The following is a 20,990-nucleotide window of genomic DNA, read 5'->3' as shown; positions in this document are numbered from 1 at the left end:
CGGCGCGCCCTGTCCGCTCTTGAGCTTCTTCGCCATTCGCGGCAGGATAGCGGCCTGCCCACCACTTGCCGACGAGACCTTTGATGAATGCACAGCAGCTAGTCGATGAGCGAGGCGATCTGTGGCTTGCCCTGGCCCCGCTCTGGCTTGATCGCGAACCCAGCGAGCGCGACTACGCCCGTATGATCGAAGTGATCGAACAGCACCAGATGTCGCTCAAGGAGTTGGAGTGGATGCTGCGTCTAGAGCTGGCACCGGTCATGTCGCGCCACCAGCTCTCGGTCGCCAGCGAGTGGCGCAAGTTCGACGATTACAAACTGATGAAGCAACTCGTGAGCCACAACATGAAGCTGACCGGCTGGCGACGCAAAAGCTGGGCACTCTTTTCAGGGCTGACGACCATGATGGTGCGTCACCGTTGGAACGAGCTGATGCAGCGCCTGGTGGTCGCCCGAGGTGAGGTGTAGCGCGTCACGTCGTGAGGCTTACTCTTTGTCCAGAGCGGCCTCCAGGGCCAAGCGCAGCGTCAGCCCGCGATCTTTGGGACCAAAACGAGCCACCACCTTGCCATCGCGCCCCACCAAGAACTTGGTGAAATTCCACTTCACAGCCTTGGTTCCCAAGATCCCCGGCGCCTCTTGCTTGAGCTGAACGAACAGCGGATGGGCATCGTTGCCGTTGACCCTCACTTTCTCCATGAGCGGAAAGCTCACGCCAAACTGCTGCTCGCCAAAGGCGCAAAACGCTTCGGCACTTTCAGGAGACTGACGGCCAAACTGGTTACAGGGGAACCCCAGCACGGTAAAGCCACGATCCCGGTACCGCTGGTAAAGCCCTTCCAGCTCTTTCAACTGGGGGGTAAAACCGCACTGGCTGGCCACATTGACCACCAGCAACACCTGTCCGCGCAGCGCGCGAAGGTTGAACGGCTTACCTTGGTGGGTATAACAATCCTGCTCGTAAATCGTCATCGCCAGGCCTCTAGAATGCCTTTACCAGCATGCGCCTTACCTTGCCACGGCAACGGTAACGACACCAGCATAGAGATTAAATGATGGGCCCTGCCACCACCCGCAGCGCCAGCGCGATCAGCAGCACACCGGTGAGGCGGTTGATCCAGTGGGCGCGGCGCTGCAGCCAGGGCAACACCCGCGAGTGAGACAACCCAACGGCCACCAACACGTACCAGCCACCATCAATCATAATAGCCGTGGCGACGATAATCGCCTTGGCCAGCAGACTCATGTCCGGCGTGACGAACTGGCTTAAAAGCGCAACGAAAAAGATGATCAGCTTTGGGTTACCCAGAGCCACCAACACGGCCTCTTTGGCCGCCTGGCGCGGCGTGGTGACCACAGCGTTCGGCGACAGTGCGCCGCCTCGGCCCGCCCGTAACGCTTTGACTCCCAACCACGCTAAATAGGCCGCGCCACACCAGGTAATGATGTGAAACAGTTCGGGAAAGCGCACCATGACCGCGCCTAATCCCAAGACCGTCAGCAACGCGTAAAATCCGACACCCAGGGCATGGAAGATGGCTGCCGTTACGCCCGGCACACGGCCACCTCCCAAGGTGTGGCGCAGCACCAGCGCAAGGCTTGGTCCGGGCGACATGGCCCCCATCGCACAAATGGCAGCCAGCGAAAGCCAAAGGGTCAGCGGCATGGTGTCCTCCCTGAAAAGTCATGGAACAAGCGTGCCAGTATACGCCAGCGCTGGCCTCTTCGGCGCTCGTCCTAACGTCGGGAGTGGCCGCAACACCTCGCAGCACCGCATTAACGTGTCAGACGCTTAAATAACGCTGTTAGCATGGTACGCTGTTGGGTAAAATTTTCCCCTTTTTGAACACGATGACGCCTGCCATGCAGGCGGTTCATGGCTAATAAAGGACTTCAATATGGGTAGGGCGTTTCAAAACCGTAAGGAATCCATGGCCAAAACGGCCGCTGCGAAAACCAAGGTGTACAGCAAGTATGGGCGTGAAATCTACGTCTGTGCCAAAGCTGGCGGTACGGACCCCAACGGTAACCTCGCGCTGCGTGGATTGATGGAGCGCGCCAAGAAAGATCAGGTGCCGTCCCACGTGATCGACAAGGCCCTGGACAAAGCCAGCGGCGCAGGCGGTGAAGATTTCTCCCCGGCGCGCTACGAAGGCTTTGGCCCCGGCAACGCTATGGTGATCGTCGACTGCCTGACCGATAACCCCAACCGCACCTTTGGCGACGTGCGCGGCTGCTTCACCAAAACCAAAAGCAAAATCGGCACGCCGGGCAGCGTGAGCCACATGTTCGACCACTGCGCGATCTTCTCTTTCGCTGGTAGCGATGAAGAAACCGTACTGGAAGCGCTGATGGAAGCCGACGTGGACGTGACCGATATCGAACAGGAAGAGGGTCGCATCACCGTCTTTGCGCCGCATACCGACTACGCCAAAGCCAAGCAGGCACTGTTGGATGCGCTGGGTGAGATCGACTTCGAAGTCGACGAAATCCAGTTCTTGCCACAAACCACCACGCCCATCGAAGGCGACGACGTGGCGATGTTTGAAAAGTTTCTGGGCATGCTCAACGAGCTGGACGACGTCCAGAACGTCTTCCATAACGCGGAACTGCCGGAAGACGAAGCTTGAGCCGCTAGTCGCTCAACGCATCCCTCGGCACGAAGATCCACCCTTCCGCCGCTGGCATCTCTGCCGGCGGCCACGCAATCTGCGCAGGCGCCTGCTCGAGACTCCAGGCAAGCAGGGCACAAAAGCAGGCGTCCTGGCTATCCTGCTGCTTCGGCGTTGGCTGATGCAGCAGGGTAACGACGGCCTCGGGTGCGCGAACCCTCTCTAGCAACGCGGCAAACGCTACCGAGCGTTTCGCCGGCGACGGATACCCCTCGACAGCCAACAGCTCCCCCTGCTCGCTCGTCCACTGGCCGCACTGCACGCGATGGGGCGCAAAGCGCGCCAGCACGTGCATGCCCTTGGTGGCCTGGCTACCAATCATGTCCTTGATCGGAGAGAGCGGCGTCACCCCACGAGCAAAGAGCCAACGCTCCGTTTGGCGATACAGGTAGGGATTGTCCTGCGAGCGGCCCAGGGCATCGACGGGCTGACCCTGAGCGAGGGCCAGCAGTGCTTGGGGAAACGCCAAGGGCGTGTCGATGGCCATGACGACCCGTTCTTGGCCACTGGCCGTGATTTGGCACAGCGCCAACAGGCGATTCAAAAAGTCGCGAGTCGAGCTCGCGTCGTTGAGCGTTTGGCGTAGATTGCCCCGCCAGGGCGTGCCCAGCAAGGTCAGCGACTCGTCCAGTACGACCAGCGCATCGCGGCTGGCGGGATTGTGGTCGCAGTTCCAGCCGCCCACATCCCATCCAAGATATAGGGTGGTCGTCGTCATTAGCTGGCCGCGCCTTTGGCATCGAGTGCCGCATCGGGCGGTAGCAGCGCGGGCGTGACGCCTGCCGCACTCAGTACCGCCTTGCCGCGCACCGTCAAATCGGTAATGAAGAGAAACTGCTGACGCGGGTCTACCGGATACGCGCGAATACGGTAGTGGGTTCCCCAGGGTTTCTCTTCGGCGACCACGACAATTGGCTCGTCGAACTTCAAATAAGCGCTGGTCAGCGCGACATCGCGCAGCGCTTTGCGCACCCAACCCGCCTCGTGCTCGGGGTGTAGATAAAAACTCGCCACGCACTGAAGGCTAGTGCCACCGTTATTGGCGTTATAGATCGCCGAATCCCACAGCTTCAAGTGTGGTACGGCGACCAAGTCATCATCGGGAGTCTGCACTTCCACCGTGCGCATGCCCACGTGTTTCACCTCACCGTACGTGCCTTCGATATTGACCCAGTCGCCGGGGCGATAAGGCAGCTCCACCGCCGAGACGACCCCAGCGATCAGGCTGCTCACATAATCTTTCAGCGCAAAGCCAATGGCCAAGCCAATGGCACCCAGCAGAGTGACCATATTGCGTAGCGACGGCTCAATGATGATCGGGACGGCGATGGCCAGCGCAACGATCAGAATGATCAGCCGCGTCAGCGGTACCAGTGCAAAGACACGGAAGCGCACTTGACCATGCAGCCGATTGGCCAGCCAGTTGAGACCACGCTGACTGGCAATGATCAACAAGATCGTACTACCTAAAATGATGCCCAGCGTGATCAGCGCTTGACTGTCCATCTCGTTAAACAGTTTGGCGTACTGCCCTTGATCGTCCATCTACGCTCCTTAAAGCGGGTCTACCAGATAATTACGCGACTCTAGCAGTTGCCGTACGCTGGCATAGCTCAACGGTGCGACCTGCCAACGCCCCTGCTGACGGCTGAGAATGCCACGCCGCGCCAGCGCAAAACGTGCGTTCAGCGCTTCGTGATCGGAAAACGGCAGCACGTGCTTCAGGGCTTGGTCTTCGAGCCCGCCGTGAATCAGCAGCGTGTGCAGTAGCAGCGTGGCTAAGTCGCCGGTATCTGCCGGAAGCTCGGCATCGGCTAGGGCATCGAGTAGCCATAGCTCTTGCGCGTTGCTGCGCGTCTCTAGCGCGTCGTTGGAGGTATTCGCCTCCGACGGCTCCCGCAGTCGCTCGCGCCAGTAGTGCCACGCAATTCCCAAATGTCCGCGGCAGTGCGCTGCCAGCCGCTGCAGTTCTTTGAAGACGGCCTTACTATCGCTTTCGCTCGATAGAATCGGTTTCCCGGTCCGCGTGCTATATACCGTCGGACATGCTCCCGCCGTTTGGGTCACGCGGTGGGAGAAGTAGTGGGCTAACTGCTCGCCTTCGAGCCCTTGCAGGGTCAATACCGGTACGCCCTCGAGGCCGACGGCGTGCTGCAAGTAGGCATACGTCCAGCTATCACAGCCGATCACGCTCATGCCCAGACGCCCGCTCAGAGCGCGTTCGACCAGTTCACGCACGCCCTGAAGGCCGTTGGTATGTCGCAGAAAGTGACGCTCCAGCGCTGGGATGGCCCAGCGTTTGAGTGGCGTGGCATGATCGACCCAGGCCAAGCGCCCGTCGACCAGCTCGGACAGCGTAGGAGCCGTGAGGCACTCGATACCTTGCTGCGCGGCCCAGTGGCTCACTACCGCTTCGTGCCCACCGTGGGGCGGTGAGATGAACAGCACGACGGGCGTTTCTTCATAGGCGCGTAGTGCCTGCTCCAAACGGTGGGCAGCAGGCGTCCAATCGATACTGGGTGCCCAGTGGGCCAGCTTGACCTCCGGCAGCGCGCGCAGTTCGCTCTCCTGCTTGGCTTGGCGCTCGGAGGCCTCGCGGCCGATCATCCAAGTCGTGGCTGCTCGCCAGCTACGCCGCCACTGGCTGGCCTGGGTGCGTTCGGGGGTGTGAAAGGTGTCCAGTGCCACCACGTTCCATGGCGATAACGCCGCGTTCGTTGAGCCTTGCGCCATCGTCTGCCTCGGTTCGGTAAAGTAGATTAAGGTTAGCATGCCTGAGGCGCTGCCCTCGGGGCTGGTCGAACTTATCGGCTAGAATAAAGTCGTTATAGCCAAGCAACTCCCCTTTGAGCGATGTGCAGGAGGCAACGATGAGCGTGGTGAATGTCACGATGGCGGAGCTTCACGAGAAGCTTGCAAAGTGCATTGCGGGCGAGCGGGTGCTCATTGAGCAGGAAGGGAATCGATTCAGCGGCCGTATCCAGCATGTCGGTGTGATGGGGGTAAAAGTCATTCCTGAAACCGTCATCAAAAACAGTACGGGCGACCCTGGCGACATGGATGGCGTGACAGTGCCCTACGACGATATTTGGGAGCTGGAAGTCAAAGGCGTGGTCTACAGCCGACTGGGGGAGTAACGTAGCCTCCCCCTCATGGCAAAAAAAGCGCGCCTGCTTTTGGCAGACGCGCTTTTGACTCGTCGCTTTTTTTACTCATTGTACAAAGCGTCGCGCTTCGCTCAATAGGCCAGGCAGATCTTACCAAAGTGCTTGCCTGACTCTTGATGACGAAACGCATCGGCGATCTCGCTGAGCGGGAATTCACGGTCAATGATCGGTTTGAGCTTCGCCGCTTCGATCGCTTGGATCATCTCGATCTGATGACGACGGCTACCTACGATAAGCCCCTGCAATTTAGCCTGTTTTGCCATCAGCTTAGCCGTCGGGATCTCACCTTCACGGCCGGTGAGCACACCAATCAGTGAGATATGCCCGCCAATCTTCACCGCATCGATGGATTGCGGCAGCGTACCGGGGCCACCTACTTCGACCACGTGATCCACGCCTTCGCCATGGGTGAGCGCTTGCACGGCTTTGCCCCACTCCGGGGTCTCACGGTAGTTGATGGTGTGATCCGCGCCTAGCGTGCGCAGGCGTTCCAGCTTTTCATTAGACGAAGACGTTGCGATCACCCGAGCGCCCATCAGTTTGGCAAACTGTAAGGCGAAAATGGAGACGCCGCCGGTGCCCAGTACCAGCACGGTATCGCCAGCCTTCAAGCCGCCGTCTACTACTAGCGCGCGCCAGGCGGTTAGGCCTGCGGTCGTCAACGTGGCGGACTCGGCATGGCTGTAGCCTTGCGGCTGGCGAGTAAACCACTCAGCCGGACGAATCACCTGCTCGCGGGCATAGCCATCGACGCCATCGCCTGGGGTGGTGGTGAAATCGCCTACGCGCGCCGGGCCTTCCAGCCAGTATGGGAAGAAAGTCGAGACGACCGCATCGCCCACGGCAAACTCTTCCACACCTTCGCCAACGGCTTCCACCACGCCCGCACCATCGGACATTGGGATGCGCTTATCATCGGTGGGAATCATCCCCGCCACGACCGCGTAGTCGTGAAAGTTCAGTGAGCTGGCGTGCAGGCGCACTTTAATCTCGCCGGGGCCTGGCTCCCCTGGGGCTGCCACGTCGACAACGTTTAATTTATCTAAACCGCCGGGTTGTTGAAGCTCAATCGCTTGCATCACTACCTCCTGTAAATGCGCCCTTACTAGGCGACCGGTCTAGTCTCAAATGGGGGCGTTGTCATCAGGATCAAGGTCGTTGCCCAAAAAGCCGCCCGACTGACGCTGCCATAGGCCTGCGTAGATGCCGTTTCGGGCGAGCAACTCCTGATGGGTGCCGCTCTCCACCATGCGCCCTTCATCCACCACAATCAAACGGTCTAGCATGGCAATGGTAGAGAGCCGATGGGCGATGGCAATCACGGTTTTGCCCTCCATCAAGGCATCCAACTGCTCTTGAATCGCCGCTTCGACTTCGGAATCCAGCGCCGAGGTGGCTTCATCCAACACCAGGATGGGGGCGTCTTTGAGCAGCACCCGGGCGATGGCAATGCGCTGGCGCTGGCCGCCTGAGAGCTTCACACCCCGCTCACCCACATGAGCATCCAAACCTCGCCGCCCTTTGGGGTCGACTAGGTCGTTGATGAAGGTATCAGCATGGGCGCGGCACACCGCTTGCCAGACATCCGCATCGCTGGCATTCGGGCTGCCGTAGCGGATGTTATCTCGCAGCGAACGGTGCAGCAGCGAGGTGTCTTGGGTCACCATGCCGATCTGGTGGCGCAGCGAGGTCTGGGTGACCTCAGCAATGTTTTGTCCGTCGATCAAAATGCGCCCGCCCTGCAGGTCGTAAAAGCGCAGCAGCAGGTTCGCCAGGGTCGATTTTCCCGCCCCGGAACGGCCAATCAGGCCAATCTTTTCACCGGGCTTGATGGTCAGGTTCAGCCCATCAAACACATTCTTGCTCTCCCCTTTTGCCTGGGCATACTGGAAGCGCAGTGTGTCGAAGACGATCTCGCCGTTGGGCACGGTCAGCGCTTTGGCGTTGGGCGCGTCTTTCACCGTCGGCTCCTGGGCGATGGTGTTCATGCCATCCTGCACCGTGCCGATGTTTTCAAACAGCCCGGCGACTTCCCATAAAATCCAGTCGGACATAAAGCGGATCCGCATCACCAGGGCAATGGCGATGGCCAGCACGCCCAGGGAGATCGCCTCCATGTACCACGCGGCAATCGCCATGCCCGCCGTGCCGACCAGCAGCAGCGTATTAAGGAGCGTCAAGCAGACGCTCATCACCGTGACCAAGCGCATCTGGCGATGCACGGTGACCATAAAGCCCTCCATAGCATCTTTGGCGTAGCGCTCTTCGCGCTGAGTGTCGGCAAACAGCTTGATGGTTTGGATATTGCTGTAGCTATCCACCACGCGGCCGGTCATTTGCGCGCGCGCATCCGCCTGGGCCATGGAAACATCCCGCAGGCGCGGTACGAAAAAGCGCATGATGCCCAAGTAACCGATCAGCCAAAGCCCTAGCGGCAGCAGCAGCCATGGATCGGCGCGGCCTAGCAAGATGGCCGCCCCTGTAAAATAGACGATGGCGTAGACCAGCAGATCCATCACTTTCGTGACGGTTTCCCGCACGGCCAGCGCGGTTTGCATCACTTTTTGCGATACCCGCCCGGCAAACTCATCCTGATAGAATGCCAGGCTCTGGCTGAGCATATGGCGATGAGAGAGCCAGCGGCCAATCATCGGGTAGTTACCAAAAATGCTCTGGTGAGTGACCAACGACTGCAGCAGCACCAATAGCGGCAGGCCCACTACCACTAACAAACCAAGGCCCGCCAGCCACAGCCCGTGGTTGGCCCAAAAATCGGCGCGCTCGACGCCGCCCAGCCAATCCACTAAATCGCCCATGTAGCTAAAGAACACCACCTCTGCGGCGGATACCACCGCCGTAATCAGCGACATCACTAGCAGCCACGGCCACACCGGGCGCGAAAAGTGCCAGATAAACGGCAACAGCCCTTTAGGCGGTGTGGTGACCTCACCCTCTGGATAAGGGTTGACGCGCTCCTCAAAGAAACGGAACAGCGGCGAGAGCAGACGTGACAGCATGGAAAGTCCTTACAAGACGCGATAAAAGGGAGTACAGCGTAGGAATGTTTGCGTAATGATCGCGACGTCAGGCGTCAGGATGATGACGCATTAACCAGCGGGCCCAGAAGGGAGCGACAATCATCAGGGTGACCATCCGCAGCAGGTGGTGAAACGCCACGAACACTGGGTCAATGTTGAGCGCGACGGCGAGTATCGCCATTTCACCAATACCGCCGGGGGCCAGCGCCAAGAGCGCCACATCACGCCCCACGCCTACGGTTTGGTGGATCAGTTCGGCAAATACGGCCAGCACGATGAGGGCCAACAGCGTCGCCACTCCGGATTGCCAAAGATAGCGCCCCAAGAGCCGCCGCGTCATACCTTGAAAGCGTGAACCAATGGCGCTGCCCAGCACCCAGAGCATCAGATTCATACCCCAGCTTGGCAAGGCGAGGCTAGCAATATCCAGCCCGGAGAGTAGCGCGGTGGCTAACAAGGGAGCGAGCAGCGCGGGGCTTGGCAGGCGTAGCCATTTCCCTAGCGGCAGCAACAGTGGAATAGCCAGCAACAACCAGCCATCGGTAAGTGCTGACGCTGTCGGACCCAGCGTACCTTCTCCCCCTTCGAATGCCCAAAACAGCGGCGGTAGAAAGAGGATCACCAGCACGATACGCAGCGACTGGGCAATGGCAATGCGCTGCGGGTCGCCGCCGCATCGTTCACCCAGTAGGATCATCGCGGTCATGGCGCCCGGCGAGGCACCAAACCAGGCGCTGACCGGGTCGAAACCGCAGCGGCGGTACCAGGCTGACGCCACGGCGGTTGACGCCGCGACCCCCGCCAACAGCAGCATGGCCGAAACGGGCCAATCCAGCACCCGGTGGGCCAGCTCAGGCGTGACTTGGCTGCCGAGAACCATGCCCATCACCGCTAAAAACACGCTGCGCAGCGATTCAGGCACTTCAACCTTCACCCCTTTGGCAGACACCAGCAGGTTCGCCACCAAGGGGCCAAGCATCCAGGCCAGCGGCAGCCCCGAAATGTGGAACAGCACACCGCCTGCTGCACCAACACTGAGCGATAAGACAAGCGCTTTGGCTCTCCCTGCACTGAAACGGCTGCCCTTCACACTCCCCTCCGGTGATCTTTCGGCTATGCGATATGGCAGAGTCGTTTCATCCAACTACTTACTCTGCTAAGCGTTGCCTCAGTTTATCACTATTGGGGTCAATCCTCGTCGTCGTCATCACGCATTCTCGCTTGGCGCTCTGCCTCTTCTTCTTTGGCGTCGTCGATGACTTCCATCAGCTCATCCACGTTGGCAATGTGGCTATCAAACTCGAAGTGGCCGGTGAGTTTGCTATCGGGGTGCAGCTCGCCCGCTTCATACAGCGCCCACATCTCCTTGCCGTAGTGAGTAGTGAGCAGCTCGGGAGCAAAGCGACCAAAATAAGCGCGCATGTTATCGACATCGCGCTCCAGCATGGCGGCGGCGCTGTTATTACCGGCCGCGTCTACCGCTTGGGGCAAGTCGATAATGACCGGGCCATCGGCATCGACGAGCACGTTGAACTCAGAAAGGTCACCGTGAATCAGACCAGCGCAAAGCATTTTCACCACGTCTTGAATCACTTTGGCGTGATAGCGCAGCGCCTGCTCTTCGGTCAGGGTGACATCGTCCAAGCGCGGTGCCACGTCGCCTTCGGCATCGGTGATCATCTCCATCAGCAGCACGCCATCCACGAAACCGTACGGCTTAGGTACACGCACATCGGCGGCAGCTAGGCGGTACAGCGCGTCCACCTCGGCGGTGAGCCACGCCTGCTCCTGCTCTTTCTGGCCGTAGCGAGTTTTCTTGGCCATGGCACGGGCCCGGCGGCTGTTGCGCTCTTTACGCCCCTCTTGGTACTGCACCGCCTGTTTGAAACTGCGTTGCTTGGCCTCTTTGAAGACTTTGGCACAGCGCGTGTCGTCGCCGCAGCGCACCACATACACCTGCGCTTCCTTGCCGCTCATCAACTGCATCAGCACCTCATCGATCAGGCCATCATCGACCAAGGGCTGTAATCGTTTGGGTGTTTTCATAGCTTGCTGCGAAGGCTCCTTCTGGTAACGACCCCGTCGTGGGGGTCGTCAATGGCGAATGCGTCGCACGCGGAAAGCGCGCCCTTTGAGTTTATCCCGCTCCAGCTTGGCCTGAGCTTTCTGGACGACGCTGCGCTCGACCGCGACGTATGCACTTCGGGCCAGCACTTTGATTTTGCCCACCTGATCCCCGCGCAAGCCGCCTTCGCTGGTCAATGCTCCCAGAATATCGCCTGGGCGCAGCTTATCCTTTTTACCACCCGCCAACTGTAGCGTAGCCATGGGAGCCTCGAACGGTGTGCCGTTAGCCGCTGTCGGCAGCGGCTCGGTCGAGAGCGGCTCGCCCAACAGCTCAGCGAGGCGTTCGAGTCGATAATCTTCCTGCGGTGTCACCAGGGTGCAGGCGATACCGCTGGCCCCGGCGCGCCCCGTTCGGCCTACCCGATGAACGTGGACGTCCAGCTCGCGGGCGATTTGGTAATTGAAGACGGCGTCCAGCTGGGCAATGTCCAGCCCGCGGGCGGCGACATCGGTGGCGACCAAAATCGATGCGCTCTGGTTGGCAAACAGCACCAGCAGCCGGTCGCGGTCTTTCTGCTCGAGATCGCCGTGCAAAGCGACGGCGCTGAAGCCCGCGTCGACCAAACCATCGGCTACCGCCTGGGTTTCTCGCTTGGTGTTACAGAACACCACGCTGGTGGTAGGCCGCGTGGCGAGCAGCAGCTCGGTCAATGCAGCAAAACGGTCGTCGTCATGAGACACACGGTAAAAGTGCTGCTCGATGGTCGTCGCGTCATGGGTCTCTGCGACTTTAACGCTGACCGGATCGCGCATGACGCCACGCGTCATGGCTGCGAGACCGCCGGAGGCCTGCTCATCAGGGAATGTCGCGCTAAAAAGCAGCGTTTGGCGGTCGGCAGGCGTATCGGCAATGATATCGTCGATGGTGACCTGAAAACCCATGTCTAGCATGCGGTCCGCTTCATCCAGCACCAGCGTGGTGAGTGACCCAAGGGTGAGCGAACCCTTGCGCAGATGCTCATCCACCCGGCCCGGCGTGCCCACCACGATGTGGGCGCCGTGCTCCAGCGATGCGAGCTGCGGGCCAAACGGGGCGCCGCCGCAGAGTGTGAGCACTTTCACGTTGGGCATTCCACGGGCTAGACGGCGCAACTCTTCCGCCACTTGGTCGGCCAGTTCACGGGTGGGACACAGGACCAAACCCTGGACGCTAAACGCCTCGAGGCGCAACTGGGAAAGAATCGCCAAGCCAAAGGCGGCGGTCTTGCCTGACCCCGTTTTGGCTTGCGCCATCACATCGCGTCCCACCAGCATGGGTGGCAGGCTTTGTGCTTGAACGGGCGTCATCGCGTGATAGCCCAGGGAGTCGAGCGTGCTCAGCAGCGCGGGCGAGAGGGCAAGAGAGGCAAACGAGGTATCTGACACGAAAAATTCCTGAAGGGGGCGTGATGCCCAGCAAACCGATAATGTGAAGCACCATACCAGAAAGTGCCACCCCCTGCTTTGCCACGCGCTGATCCTGACGCGTCGTGCCTACGCAGAGAGCGCTGCGAATCGCCCTTGGCTGAGTGCGGCAAGGTCCTCCGGCGAGAGCTCGATTTCCAACCCACGTCGCCCGGCGCTCACGTATAGCGTCGACCACGCCTGCGCCGACGCATCTATAAAGGTAGGCAGGCGCTTTTTTTGGCCCAGCGGGCTCACACCGCCCAGCACGTAGCCGGTGGTACGCTCGACGACATCCGGTGCGGCCATCACGGCTTTTTTAGCGCCAGCGGCTTTGGCGATCTGCTTCAGCCCCAACTGGCTATTCACGGGGACGATACCAACGGCCAACTGCTTGCCATCCAAGCTAACGACGAGGGTTTTGAACACTTGCTCGGCCGTCACGCCAAGTTTGTCCGCCGCTTCCAGCCCATAGGACGGGGCGGCGGCATCGTGCTGATACTCATGGAGTTGAAACGCAATACCTGCATGCCTTGCGCTGTTAATCGCCGGTGTCATGGAGTTCTCTTAAGTTAAACGCGTCAGCCTATCTGAAAACATCACTTCCCACTGCTAGGCTTAATAGCGTGAGCACCTCATGGAAGTCAACTGACAGGAGTCGTTAAATGAAAGCCACCTCTAAAGCACAGCAGAAAGCCGCTGGCGCGGCCCTTTCCGCCAAACGCGGTGAGACCAAGCCGAGCGAGCTATATGACGCTTCGAAAGAGATGTATGACTCGATGAGCGAAGAGGAGTTGGAAGAGATGGCGGGTACCCAGCGTAAGGGCAAACCGCAAAAGAAAGAGGACGATTGAGCGATGCTGCGCCAGCGGCTTGCGCTGGCGCAGCTTGCGTGAACCTATGTCAGCCAATTATTGGCAAGGCACCACGCGGCGCAGCGTATCTTTCGCCCACAGCGTTTGGCCATCCGGCGTGCGGCCATGTTCGTTCCAACGCTCGGTGGTTTCCAGGCAGAACGAACCGGCGTTTTCGGTACGCGGGTCCGCGCTGACGGGGCGCTCTCCGCCGATCCGCATGACGTCTGGATTTTCAGTGGTGTAACGTGGGGCAATGGTAGAACTTGCGCAGCCAGCCACCAAAGCGGTGACCAGCAGCACGGGCAAACAGCGGCGCAGTGGCATGTTTTTGCAACCCTCAAAAGTGCAGTGTTAGGCCGACACCAGTTGTCGGTAGCGCTAAATATCACCACACCTTCGATAGCGTCAACACTTTTTCAATGCAAGCATTACGTGACCAGCGTAATGCTCGTCACCGGGCGCAAATTACGCAGCTTACAGTGCTGCTCGACGCTCTCGACGATCTCTTCTGCGTCATCGATCTGCTGCTTATCGAGCTGAATGTCGACCATCAAGAAGCTGCCTACCTGGGCAAGGCGCACATCGTCGTCGGCGATATCGAAATCCGCCACTTCTTGCACCACTTCTTGGCGGACGCTGCCTACCGGTTCACCAAACATCAACTCACGCAGCGCTCCTTTGACCATCCGAATGGGCATGGGCAGGAAGTAACCGGCAATGATCAGCACCATCACCGGGTCGGCAAAACGCGCCAAGTGCGCCCAGGGCGAGAGGGTTAACCCCCAAGTAAGGGCAAAGCCCAGCATGACGGCGGCACTTAGCCAGGTATCCATCTGCCACTGGCGAAGCTCTGCGGCCAGTAGCGAGGACTGCGCCACCTTGGCATAGCGGGTCAGCCACCACCACGTGAGCAAACAACCGGTCACGTTGACCACGCCAAACATCAGCGCCAAGTCCAGCGTGACCAGACGCCCTCCTTGCGCCAGACTCCAGATTGCTGAGACCAATGAAAACAAACACACCAGCGCAATCACCACGCCTTTGAGCAGCACGGCCAGCGGTTCGACCGTCAGCCGCCCAAAGGGGTAGTGATCATCCGCCGGTTTGCGGGCCTGCTGCAACGCAAACAGAGAGAGCGATGCCAGCACTAAACTTAATAGCGAATAGCCACTATCGAAGAGTATCGTTATCGAGCCACTGGCAAGGCCCAAGGCAAGCCCGGTAAAGGCAAACAGGCTAGCGGAAATGGCGGAAAATCTTAGCGCACGGCGCTCGGCGACAAAGGGGGTCACGCGGGTTGCTCCAGTAGAGAGTGGTAAACGCAGGCCATCATAGTGAGTACACTGACGCTTCACCAGTCGCTCAGCGCCAACTATTTTGGCACTAAGCACGTTGATCAAGGGACCATCATGCGCGCAGAACAAGTCCAGGCGTTTATCGATGTCACGGAGCACGGGTCGTTTGCCGCCGCCGCACGGCACACCGGCATGAAGCGCAGCACGCTAAGCGCCGCCGTCAATGCGCTGGAAGATAGCCTGGGCGTGGCACTCTTCGAGCGTTCGGGGAACAGCCTTCAGCTCACGGCCGTGGGGGAAAGCGTGCTGCCCGACTGCTATCGCCTGCTGACCAGTGCCAACCGCATCAATAAGCACTGCCAGCAACACTTACAAGGCGTGGAGAGTCAGCTTTGCATCGCGCGGGACGACGCGCTACCCGAGGCATTTTGGCGACAGGTCATGCACGACCTGAAACAGCGCTACCCACTCACGGCCATTTCGGTGTACCTGCTGCCCCCCCAAGAGCACGCCCAGTTCGTGCTGCGTCAAACGGTGGATATTGCCTTTGGGCTGTATACCGCCGAAGGGGCGGCGGTGAATGCCAGCAACCTGGCGCCTATTAGCATGAGCCTGGTCGCGGCGCCAGTCCATCCACTCAGCCGCCTGCCGAACGTCACTAAAGATGATTTGGCCCAGTACACCCAGGTATGTCTGACCTTCGATCAGGGCGACAAACTGGTGAGCGAAGCGCTGTTTTCCACCAACTATCTTGGCCTGACCATGTTCGAGGTGATTCGCGATGCAGTGATCAATGGCACCGGCTGGGCACTGCTTCCCTACCCGCTCGTCAAAGAGGCATTGGCCAGCCACAGTCTGTGTGCGCTCAACCACGACCTGCTGCTGGAAAGTCACTACTACCGTTACGTGGAAGGCGAGAGTCTCGGCGTAGTCGCCACGGCGCTGCTGACCAACGTCATCCGTTTTTTAGGCACCACACGCTGAGCGCCCCTCTCAGTCGAAAAGCGGAGCACCGCGCATGAGCAGCGTTGAAATTTAGCAGTGGCGAAAAAAGCAATTGCCCGCCACGCTGTAAAAAAACAGGCCATTGAAGGAGCCCAAAGGACACGCTAGAGAACCGACACAGGCAAGTGTCATCTAAGCGTAAAGTGCATCTGCCAGTGTCGATGTTGCCGTCAACCAAGGAGTAGTTTCCGCGATGGTACGACTCGATAAGAAAGCGACTAGGCTGTACGTCCTAGACACGAATGTCCTGATCCACGACCCCGCCGCGCTCTACCATTTCGATGAGCATGATGTGGTCATCCCCATGACCGTGCTTGAAGAGCTGGACAAGCACAAGAACGGCATCCGCGAAATCGCCCGTACGGCACGGCAAATCAGCCGCACCCTGTCCGATCTCACCAGCCAAGTGACGTTCGACGAAATACAGCAAGGCATTCCCATCCCCCGCATCAGCGGAGAATCCGGCCGCCTGCACTTTCTGTGCTACAACGACCTCAAGCCCTTCGACTCGTTAGACGATAGTCCCGACAACCGAATCCTGGCAGAAACCTGCCGTTTGCGTGACGAACGTCCGGATGCCTCGGTCATTCTGATTACGAAAGACATTAACCTCAGGGTCAAAGCCGCCGCGCTGAAAGTACCGGTAGAGGATTACCTCAACGACCGCGCCTTCTCCGATAGCGATGCGATGATCGAGGGCGCGCAGGTATACAGCCAGGCAGGGCATGACGGCGCTTCGCTATGGGAAGCGCTGAATGTCGAAGTCACCGTCGAGCGCGTGGGCCATCACACTTTCTATCAGCTCAGTGGCCAAATGCCTCGCGACTGGCACGTGGGCATGCTGGTCTCCGATAGCGAGAACGGCGCCGAGTTCGAGGCCATCGTGCGGGAGCTATCATCCTCTTCTGCGCGGCTGCAGCTACTCACCAACTATCGCCACCACGCAGGGGTGTGGGGCGTGCACGCCCACGACAGCCGTCAGAACTTTACCCTCAACCTGCTGATGGACCCTGAGATCGACCTCGTCACCATTGCCGGTAATGCGGGCACCGGTAAAACCTTCATGACCCTGGCGGCGGCTTTCCAGCAAACCCTGGACGCCAAGCGCTTCGAGCGTATCGTCTTCACCCGCGCGCCGATTCCCATGGGCGAGGACATTGGTTTCTTGCCAGGTACCGAGGAGGAGAAAATGTCACCGTGGATGGGCGCCTTCCACGACAACATGGATAACCTGCTGCGCAACGAAGAGGGAGAGTCGACGTGGGACAACGGTGCCACACGACAGCTAATTGGTTCACGGGTACAAATCCGCTCACCGAGCTTTATGCGCGGGCGCACCCTGAACGATACCTTCTTGATCATCGACGAGGCGCAAAACTTCACACCTAAACAGCTAAAGTCGTTGGTCACTCGTGCAGGGCGCAATACCAAGATCGTTTGCTTGGGCAACGTCGGGCAGATCGATACGCCCTACCTCACCGCCAATACCTGCGGCATGGCCGCCGTGGTCGAGCGGTTCAGAGATTGGCCTCACGCCGGGCATATCACCTTGAAAAGCGTCGAGCGCTCTCGCTTGGCCCTGGCGGCCGAAGAGCTGCTGTAGCGCTCTTTGCGCTTCTGTCGTTACCCTTCTCTCGCTACTCTACCCCGCCCAGCTCGCTGGGCGGCTCTCCTTTGTCTTCAATCGCACGGCGGCTGCCGTTTTGCGGCATTGTCGCTGTTCCAGGGGTTCTCGACGCCGATGGTATCGGCAGCAAACGCCTCGCGCTCACCTAGCGGGCGCGCTTCGCCCACGGTGGTGTCATGGCAGGTTTGGCGCTCCATTTCGCTATTGAGCTCCGCCCCGAACAGCACGACGAATGCCGAGAGCCAAAACCACAGCATCAGCGCCACGACCGCCCCTATCGAGCCGTACAGCTCGCTAAACGTCGAAAAGTAGCGCACATAGAGTGACAGCGCGCCAGAGCCCAGCAACCACATTAGCGTCGCAAACAGGGTGCCGTAACTCAGCCAGCGCCACTGCGGTGAGCGCCGATAAGGCGCGAAGCGGTAGAGCAGCGCGATCAGTAGGCTCATCAACACCAACAGGGCCGGCCAGCGCAGCCACTGCAGCACGCGATCCAAGGGAGGATCGATCATGAGCCTATCCACCATGGCAGGCACGATGGCGATGAACCCCAACGAGACCAACGTCATGCCAATCAAGCCCAGGGTCAGCGACACTAGCACTACGCCCCGGTAGAGCAGCGAGCGCTTTTCCTGCTCGCCGTATACCGCATTGAGACCGATCACCAGCACCGAAACGGCTTTCGAGGCAATGAACATGGCAATGAGTAGCCCCGCCAACGCGGTCATGACGTTACCCGCTTCGGTGCTCTCGACCACTTCCTGCGCCTGTTGATCGATCAAATTGGCCGCATCCGGTGGCATGAAACGGCTGATCGTGTAGAGCTGACGCCCCGCCTCCACCGGATCGAACAGCAGCCCCCACACCGAGATCACCGCCGCAATGGTTGGAAACAGCGCCAGCAGCGCGTAAAACGCCACCCCTGCGGCAAACATGGTGATTCGATCCCGGCGAGCCGCACGCACAACGCGCCAGGCAATATCGTGCCAGCCCCGCCGCGGGATATCGCTGGGCACGTCGGCGGCACGACCTCGACGGTGGCTATCCATTTAGCCCAACCGCTCGCTCAGCCACTTGCCGATATCGTTGACCTGCTGCGGGCAGAGCGCATGGGCCATCGGGTACTGGCGATAGTTGACGTTATATCCCATGGCCTTCAAACGCTCGACGCCACTACGGCCCAGGGTTTCGGGCACGATGGGGTCGAAGTTACCGTGATGAACGTCGATCGGCACGTGACGGTTCGCCTCAGCAGGCTCGATGCTGTCGGCGGTGGCAAAGTAGGTCGACATCGCCAACAGCCCACCTAGCGGCTGAGGAAACGACAGCGCGGCCTGATACGCCACTGCCCCGCCCTGGGAAAAGCCCGCCACGATGATGCGCTGACTATCCATGCCTTGGTCGATCTGCTCTTGGATCAGCGCCTGAATACGCTCGGCGGATGTTTTCAGCTGCACCTCATCAACCCGACGCCCCAAGTCCATCGCCAGGATGTCGTACCAAGCGGGCATCACCATGCCGCCGTTGATGGTCACCGGTAGGCGCGGGGCATGGGGCATGATGAAGCGCACGTTGACGCTTTCCGGCAGCGCCAAGGCAGGCACTAGCGGCTCGAAATCGTGCCCATCGGCACCTAAGCCGTGAATGATGAACACACACGCATCGGCGGGTTGACCATTTTTCGGTTCAATAATCAGTTCGCCTGGGGCTGTCATGGGCTATGTCCTTGCTGATATGAAAAGCGCCACCCTAGCGTAAAGCAGCGCGGGGAGCGAGTCATTAGCGGCTTAGAACGGCCATACCCAAGGAATCAGGCTCACGGCAATCCCCCCCGTCAGCACGTTCAAGCCGCCGCCGACGCGGAGAAAATCAGTGATGCGATAACCACCGGGGCCGTGCACCATTAAGTTGGTTTGATAGCCAATCGGGGTAAGAAAGCTGGCCGACGCAGCAAACATCACCGCGACTACGTAAGGCATGGGGCTGACGCCGAGGCTTTCTGCGGCCGCCATAACCACCGGAAAGATGATCACCGCCGCCGCGTTGTTGGTCACTAACTCCGTAAGCAGCGCCACGACGCAGTAAGTTCCCACCAGCAGCAGCCACGGGCTGCCCGCCACCAGCGATAGCACGCTGCCTGCCATGGCATCCGCAGCACCTGACGACTGTAACGCTGCCCCCACCCCAAACGAAGCGGCGATGGTCAAAAGCACTTGGGTGTCTAGCCCGCGCTTGGCGGCGCCCACCGTACAACAGCCGGTCAACAGTGCCATGGCCGCGCCCAACATGGCGGCATTGAGCATGCTCAGCACGCCCAACGCCGCCAGCAGCACCGCACCTATTAAAATTCCCCACGCCAGCGGCGCCTTTTCATGAATGGGCCGCGCCGAGCCGTTGAGTTCGCTGATCAATAAGAAATCTTTCGACTGCCGGTGGCGCTCGATGAACGGCGGGCGTGCCTCCAATAGCAATACATCGGCAGGCTGCAAGCGCACTTGGCCGAGGTTCCCTCTCACGCGCTCGCCGCCGCGACAAATCGCCAGCACGGCCGCGCCGTATAGCGTTCTAAATCGACCGTCACGAATCCGTTGACCAATAAACTGGCATTGATTGGAGACTACCGCCTCGACCAAACGGCGCTCTTTGAACTCTTTTTCTAGGCTAGAAGCGCCATCCCGAGAAGGGATCAGCCCACGGATCTGCTGAAGCTCCACAGCGGCATCCGAAGTACCCACGAATACCAAACGATCCCCGCCTTTGAGCTGCTCCCCTGGTCCAACCACACTGACCACGTTACCGGCACGCTCGATCTCTACAAGGAACAGTTCCTGCAAATGGCGCAGCCCCGCCTCTTCGACCGTGCGGTCTACCAGCACCCCTGATGGGTCGACTTCCATTTCGATCGTGAACTCGCGTGGGTTGGCAAAGGCTTTAGCCGTGCCGCCACGGGCGGGCAATAAACGCGGGCCAAGGAAAATCAGATATGCCAAGCCCGCGACCGCGACCGGAATCCCTACCCACGCCAAGTCGAAAAGCCCCATGGCCAACTCCGGGTAGCGCTCGATCAGCAGCCCATGCACTACCAGGTTAGTGCTGGTACCAAATAGCGTGATAGTACCGCCTAAAATAGAGGCAAAGCTCAGCGGCATGAGCAAGCGCTGTGGGGAAAGCCGCAAACGGCGGCTCCAACTCAAAACGGCGGGAATATAGGTTGCCACCACCGGGGTGTTATTGAGAAAGCCGCTGAGCGACGCTACGGGTAACAATAGACGTGTCAGCGCGCCGCGTTCACTCGATGGACGCCCCAACACGTAGCGAATGATCAGATCGATACCGCCAGTCTCACGAATACTAGCCACCAGCACGTACATGAACGCGACGGTAAACAGGCCGCTATTGGAAAATCCACCCAGCGCCTGTTGAGGATCGATGACCCCCAGTGTCATTAACACCACTACTGCGCCCATTAAAATGATGTCCGGACCGAGGCGAGAGAGCGCCATCAGCGGAAAAATCGTCAGCACGACCCCTATTGCAATCCAAGCATCCAGCGACATAACCCCACATCCTTTCTCAAGCCCACTCAACTGACATAACCGAACAATATGAAGGGCATTGTGCCGCCTAGCAGATATTCTAAAAAGTTATTTTTAGAAACACAGTCAGAACAAAAAAGAATATGCGTGTGAGGTGTGAGGTGTGAGGTGTGAGGTGTGAGGTGTGAGGTGTGAGTCAGATAATAATCCACAAACAAAAAACCCCGCACAAGGCGGGGTTTTTCTAGCGCGCTAGCATCGAGTGCTAGCGGCAAACATCAAGC

The 20,990-nt window shown here is 59.4% G+C and carries 22 protein-coding genes; 6 read left to right on the top strand and 16 right to left on the bottom strand.

Going from position 1 to position 20,990, the window contains the following annotated elements; genetic code table 11:
- Positions 1-83: 83 nt before the first annotated feature.
- Positions 84-467, top strand: coding sequence for a DUF7079 family protein (locus tag QIT27_RS04785; RefSeq protein WP_159342887.1), 384 nt, complete (start codon positions 84-86; stop codon positions 465-467).
- A gap of 18 nt (positions 468-485) precedes the next feature.
- Here the strand turns inward: QIT27_RS04785 and QIT27_RS04780 are convergent, their stop codons facing one another.
- Entirely contained in the window at positions 486-971 is a 486-nt protein-coding gene (locus QIT27_RS04780) for a glutathione peroxidase (protein WP_285263055.1), read from the bottom strand.
- A 76-nt stretch (positions 972-1,047) separates the two neighbouring features.
- Complete coding sequence (locus tag QIT27_RS04775) at positions 1,048-1,665, bottom strand: LysE family translocator (protein ID WP_285263054.1); 618 nt, start codon at positions 1,663-1,665, stop codon at positions 1,048-1,050.
- A gap of 232 nt (positions 1,666-1,897) precedes the next feature.
- Here QIT27_RS04775 and QIT27_RS04770 point away from each other — a divergent pair, with 232 nt between their 5' ends.
- Positions 1,898-2,629, top strand: a complete 732-nt coding sequence (locus tag QIT27_RS04770; protein ID WP_159342890.1) for a YebC/PmpR family DNA-binding transcriptional regulator — start codon at positions 1,898-1,900, stop codon at positions 2,627-2,629.
- Between the two features lie 4 nt (positions 2,630-2,633).
- On the opposite strand, the gene QIT27_RS04765 is transcribed toward QIT27_RS04770, so the two are convergent.
- The 3 genes from QIT27_RS04765 to QIT27_RS04755 are packed head-to-tail and all read right to left on the bottom strand — an operon-like array spanning position 2,634 to position 5,404.
- Positions 2,634-3,389 carry a DUF429 domain-containing protein gene (locus QIT27_RS04765; protein ID WP_285263053.1) on the bottom strand — a complete coding sequence of 252 codons (756 nt, stop codon included), beginning with the start codon at positions 3,387-3,389 and terminating at the stop codon, positions 2,634-2,636.
- The gene (locus QIT27_RS04760) at positions 3,389-4,216 is read right to left on the bottom strand and encodes a mechanosensitive ion channel family protein (protein ID WP_159342892.1); all 828 of its coding nucleotides are present in this window, start codon (positions 4,214-4,216) and stop codon (positions 3,389-3,391) included. Before QIT27_RS04760 ends, QIT27_RS04765 begins: the two co-directional genes overlap by 1 nt.
- Positions 4,217-4,225: 9 nt before the next feature.
- Entirely contained in the window at positions 4,226-5,404 is a 1,179-nt protein-coding gene (locus QIT27_RS04755; protein ID WP_285263052.1) for a hypothetical protein, read from the bottom strand.
- A 137-nt stretch (positions 5,405-5,541) separates the two neighbouring features.
- On the opposite strand from QIT27_RS04755, the gene QIT27_RS04750 reads away from it, so the two are divergent.
- Positions 5,542-5,808, top strand: coding sequence for a hypothetical protein (locus tag QIT27_RS04750; RefSeq protein ID WP_159342894.1), 267 nt, complete (start codon positions 5,542-5,544; stop codon positions 5,806-5,808).
- 101 nt (positions 5,809-5,909) lie between these two features.
- Here the strand turns inward: QIT27_RS04750 and QIT27_RS04745 are convergent, their stop codons facing one another.
- From QIT27_RS04745 to ybaK, 6 genes are all read right to left on the bottom strand, one after another.
- On the bottom strand, positions 5,910-6,917 hold the full coding sequence (locus QIT27_RS04745; protein ID WP_285263051.1) for a zinc-dependent alcohol dehydrogenase family protein: 1,008 nt from the start codon (positions 6,915-6,917) through the stop codon (positions 5,910-5,912).
- Positions 6,918-6,962: 45 nt separating this feature from the next.
- Positions 6,963-8,855, bottom strand: coding sequence for an ABC transporter ATP-binding protein (locus QIT27_RS04740; RefSeq protein ID WP_285263050.1), 1,893 nt, complete (start codon positions 8,853-8,855; stop codon positions 6,963-6,965).
- A gap of 67 nt (positions 8,856-8,922) precedes the next feature.
- Positions 8,923-9,966 (bottom strand): AbrB family transcriptional regulator, encoded by a 1,044-nt coding sequence (locus tag QIT27_RS04735; protein ID WP_285263049.1) that lies wholly within the window; start codon positions 9,964-9,966, stop codon positions 8,923-8,925.
- A gap of 98 nt (positions 9,967-10,064) precedes the next feature.
- Positions 10,065-10,922: a PA4780 family RIO1-like protein kinase gene (locus QIT27_RS04730; RefSeq protein WP_159342898.1), complete on the bottom strand. Its 858-nt coding sequence runs from the start codon at positions 10,920-10,922 to the stop codon at positions 10,065-10,067.
- Positions 10,923-10,970: 48 nt separating this feature from the next.
- Positions 10,971-12,368: an ATP-dependent RNA helicase DbpA gene (gene dbpA / locus QIT27_RS04725; RefSeq protein ID WP_159342899.1), complete on the bottom strand. Its 1,398-nt coding sequence runs from the start codon at positions 12,366-12,368 to the stop codon at positions 10,971-10,973.
- Positions 12,369-12,476: 108 nt separating this feature from the next.
- The gene (ybaK, locus tag QIT27_RS04720; RefSeq protein ID WP_159342900.1) at positions 12,477-12,944 is read right to left on the bottom strand and encodes a Cys-tRNA(Pro) deacylase; all 468 of its coding nucleotides are present in this window, start codon (positions 12,942-12,944) and stop codon (positions 12,477-12,479) included.
- A gap of 107 nt (positions 12,945-13,051) precedes the next feature.
- Between ybaK and QIT27_RS04715 the strand changes: the two genes are divergently transcribed.
- Entirely contained in the window at positions 13,052-13,240 is a 189-nt protein-coding gene (locus tag QIT27_RS04715; protein WP_139526597.1) for a DUF3008 family protein, read from the top strand.
- 57 nt (positions 13,241-13,297) lie between these two features.
- Here QIT27_RS04715 and QIT27_RS04710 read toward each other — a convergent pair whose 3' ends face one another.
- Both QIT27_RS04710 and QIT27_RS04705 read right to left on the bottom strand, forming a co-directional pair.
- Positions 13,298-13,567, bottom strand: a complete 270-nt coding sequence (locus QIT27_RS04710; protein WP_159342901.1) for a hypothetical protein — start codon at positions 13,565-13,567, stop codon at positions 13,298-13,300.
- 104 nt (positions 13,568-13,671) lie between these two features.
- A complete protein-coding gene (locus QIT27_RS04705) occupies positions 13,672-14,535 on the bottom strand; it encodes a cation diffusion facilitator family transporter (protein ID WP_159342902.1) in 864 nt (287 codons plus the stop codon).
- Between the two features lie 117 nt (positions 14,536-14,652).
- Between QIT27_RS04705 and QIT27_RS04700 the strand changes: the two genes are divergently transcribed.
- Complete coding sequence (locus tag QIT27_RS04700; protein WP_350338755.1) at positions 14,653-15,522, top strand: LysR family transcriptional regulator; 870 nt, start codon at positions 14,653-14,655, stop codon at positions 15,520-15,522.
- Between the two features lie 214 nt (positions 15,523-15,736).
- Positions 15,737-17,146, top strand: coding sequence for a PhoH family protein (locus QIT27_RS04695; RefSeq protein ID WP_285263047.1), 1,410 nt, complete (start codon positions 15,737-15,739; stop codon positions 17,144-17,146).
- Positions 17,147-17,223: 77 nt separating this feature from the next.
- On the opposite strand, the gene QIT27_RS04690 is transcribed toward QIT27_RS04695, so the two are convergent.
- The 3 genes from QIT27_RS04690 to QIT27_RS04680 form a co-directional block, all read right to left on the bottom strand.
- Positions 17,224-18,219 (bottom strand): YihY/virulence factor BrkB family protein, encoded by a 996-nt coding sequence (locus QIT27_RS04690; protein ID WP_285263046.1) that lies wholly within the window; start codon positions 18,217-18,219, stop codon positions 17,224-17,226.
- Entirely contained in the window at positions 18,220-18,885 is a 666-nt protein-coding gene (locus QIT27_RS04685) for an alpha/beta hydrolase (RefSeq protein ID WP_285263045.1), read from the bottom strand.
- A 72-nt stretch (positions 18,886-18,957) separates the two neighbouring features.
- Entirely contained in the window at positions 18,958-20,727 is a 1,770-nt protein-coding gene (locus tag QIT27_RS04680; RefSeq protein ID WP_159342906.1) for an SLC13 family permease, read from the bottom strand.
- Positions 20,728-20,990 lie beyond the last annotated feature (263 nt).

Origin of the sequence: Halomonas sp. LC1 (assembly GCF_030247125.1) — a bacterium.
Classification (GTDB): domain Bacteria; phylum Pseudomonadota; class Gammaproteobacteria; order Pseudomonadales; family Halomonadaceae; genus Vreelandella.
This window is presented reverse-complemented; position numbering and strand designations above follow the sequence as displayed.